This window comes from Nocardia carnea (assembly GCF_029868325.1).
GTDB classification, from domain to species: domain Bacteria; phylum Actinomycetota; class Actinomycetes; order Mycobacteriales; family Mycobacteriaceae; genus Nocardia; species Nocardia carnea_C.
Genome location: NZ_JARWNW010000068.1, coordinates 1 through 3166, shown reverse-complemented (window position 1 = coordinate 3166; position 3166 = coordinate 1). Strand labels below are relative to the sequence as shown.

General features: G+C 68.2%; 2 protein-coding genes. Both read left to right on the top strand.

Annotation, left to right across the window (positions count from 1 at the left end):
- Positions 1-289 precede the first annotated feature (289 nt).
- Positions 290-1927 (top strand): L-glutamate gamma-semialdehyde dehydrogenase, encoded by a 1638-nt coding sequence (gene pruA / locus QH196_RS03895; protein ID WP_280414357.1) that lies wholly within the window; start codon positions 290-292, stop codon positions 1925-1927.
- 31 nt (positions 1928-1958) lie between these two features.
- Entirely contained in the window at positions 1959-2945 is a 987-nt protein-coding gene (locus tag QH196_RS03890; RefSeq protein ID WP_280414356.1) for a proline dehydrogenase family protein, read from the top strand.
- Positions 2946-3166: the final 221 nt, after the last annotated feature.

Here is a 3166-nt window from a genome sequence, read left to right as displayed (position 1 = left end):
GCAGCCACAATAGCCTCCCGACGCCGGCACTGTCCTGCCGCATCAAGGAGGCTCTCCGACGATGACAGTGCCTCGGCTGCGACGGGTATCAGGCCGGTCAACTCGGGCCCTTCGCAAACTGCGGCTCCTGGTCAGCGCTCGATGCGATGCGGCGCAGCCGCGAGCATCGAGTGCTGACAGCAGGGACCTAGGGGGCCAAAACCCCGCGCCGCCGAAGGCGGCGCCATCAACACAGCCAAAACCCCGCGTCGGCGGAGGCGGCGCCAGAAAATCCAGCTAGCCTGGGCGTATGGACGCTGTCACAGTTGTCCCGACCCCCGTGAACGAACCGGTGCACACTTACGCACCCGGTAGCCCCGAGCGGGATCGCCTGCTCGGCAAGCTGGCCGATATCTCGGGCACCACCCTCGACATTCCGCTGGTCATCGACGGTAAGCACCGTCCCGGGATCGGTGAGCGCCGCGAGATAGTCGCACCGCATCGGCATCGGCAGGTGCTCGGGACCTACACGAATACCACTCACGATGAAGCTGCCGCCGCGATCGAGGCGGCCACCGCTGCCGCGCCTGCCTGGCGTTCCCTTCCGTTCGACGAACGCGCCGCGGTGCTGTTGCGGGCCGCCGATCTGCTGTCCGGTCCGTGGCGGGAGACCGTGGCCGCGGCGACCATGCTGGGGCAGTCGAAATCGGCGGCGCAGGCCGAAATCGACGCGCCGTGCGAATTGGTCGATTTCTGGCGTTTCAATGTGTCGTTCGCGCGCGGCATTCTGGCGCAGCAGCCGCAGTCGAGTCCCGGTGTCTGGAATCGCCTCGATTACCGGCCGCTGGAGGGCTTCGTCTACGCGATCACCCCGTTCAATTTCTCGGCCATCGCCGGGAACCTGCCCACCGCGCCGGCGCTGATGGGCAATACGGTGGTGTGGAAACCGTCGCCCACTCAGACCCTCGCCGCGTATTACACGATGAAGCTGCTGGAGGCCGCGGGGCTGCCGCCGGGGGTGATCAATATGGTCACCGGGGACGGGAAAGAGCTCTCGGAGGTGGCGCTCACCGATCCGCGGCTGGGCGGTATCCATTTCACCGGTTCGGCGCCCACGTTCCAATATCTGTGGAGTCAGGTCGGTGCCAATCTCGGCCGGTATCGCGGCTATCCGCGTCTGGTCGGGGAGACCGGTGGTAAGGATTTCATCGTCGCGCATCCTTCCGCGGACCCGGCCGCGCTGCGGACGGCGCTGGTCCGGGGCGCGTACGAGTATCAGGGCCAGAAATGTTCGGCCGCGTCGCGCGCCTATCTGCCGCGTTCGCTGTGGCGGAATATGGGCGACGATTTTCTGGGGATCGCCGATTCGCTGAGCTATGGCGATGTGGCGGAACTGTCGAATTTCGGCGGTGCCCTGATCGACCGGCGCGCCTACGACAAGAGTGTGCGGGCGATCGAACGGGCCCGTTCGGCGAATGTGCCGATCCCGGTGGGCGGCACCTATGACGACAGCGAGGGCTGGTTCGTCCGGCCGACTGTGCTGCTTGCCGAGGATCCCCGCGACGAATCGTTCGCGACCGAGTACTTCGGCCCGATTCTGTCGGTGTATGTGTACGACGACAGTGCCCCGGGCGCCTGGGAGACCGTTGTGGCGGAAGTGGAAAGCGCCGCCCCGTACGCGTTGACAGGTGCCGTTTTCGCACAGGACCGGCATGCGGTGGAGGAGGCTGCCACGCGGTTGCGGTTCGCGGCCGGCAATTTCTATGTCAACGACAAACCCACCGGTGCCGTCGTGGGCCAGCAACCGTTCGGCGGGGCCCGGGCCTCGGGGACCGACGATAAGGCCGGCTCCCCGCTGAACCTGCTGCGCTGGGTGGCACCGCGAGCGATCAAGGAAACGTTCGTCCCGCACACCGATCACCGGTATCCACATATGGAGCGAGGATGAGCAGGCGAGCGTCTGTTGCGGTGGAGGTCCGGTGAACCCGTTGCGCCCGGCGATCCTCGCGGCCGCCGGGTCGGAACGGGTGAAGCGGACGCTGACCACCAGTCCGTTGACCGCCTCCCTCGTCCGGCGCTTCGTACCTGGGGAGACGAGAGCGGATCTGGTCGCCGCGGCTCGGGAACTGCTGGCGAGCGGCCGGGCGGTGAGCGTGGATTTCCTCGGTGAGTACACCACCGACCGGGCGCAGGCCGATGCCGCGGTTGCCGAGTATCTGGCGCTGATCAACGAGCTCGCGGCCCTGGATACCGGCGCGATCCCGGCCGGGGCGGCACCGCTCGAGGTTTCGGTGAAACTTTCCGCACTCGGCCAGTGGCTGGGACCGGACGGGCCGGTGGTCGCCGCCGAGAACCTGCGTGTGCTCTGCACAAAGGCCGCGGAGGCCGGGGTGTGGGTCACCGTGGACGCCGAGGACCATACGACCACGGCGTCCACCCTCGCCGCGATCCGGCAGGTTCGCCCGGAATTTCCCTGGTTGGGCACGGTGATCCAGGCATACCTGTACCGCAGCGTGGACGACTGCCGTGACCTCGCGGATGCGGGCGCCCGAGTGCGGCTCTGCAAGGGCGCCTACCGTGAGCCGGAAACAGTGGCCCATCAGCACCGCGTCGATGTGGACAGCGCGTATCAGCGCTGCCTGCACGCCCTCATGCGGGGCGCGGCCCGGCCGTTGGTGGCAACGCATGATCCCGCGCTGATAGCCGCCGCGACCGATCTCGCCGCCCGGACCGGCCGCGGCCCCGGCGAGCTGGAATACCAGATGCTGTACGGCATCCGCACCGACGAACAGGAGCGGCTCGCTGCCCGCGGCGACTTCGTTCGCGTCTACATCCCGTACGGCAATCAGTGGTACGGCTACCTCATGCGCCGCCTCGCCGAACGGCCCGCCAACCTGGGCTTCTTCCTCCGCGCCCTCACAACCCCCACGCGGACTCGACACCACCCGACTGCGCCCTCGACCTGACGTAACCCGCGGTGCCGCCGAGTCCAGCGAGGCCCCCGGGAAGAAAACCCAGCGCAACCAACGGCGGTGCCGAGTTCAGCGACGCCCCCCAAAAAACCCAACGCAACCAACGGCGGTGCCGAGTTCAGCGAGGCCCTGAAAGGTTTCGGCCCGTGCCAGGGGTTGGGCGGCGGGGGGGGGGGGGGGGGGGGGCGCGCCGCGGGGGGGGGGGAGCGGGGGCG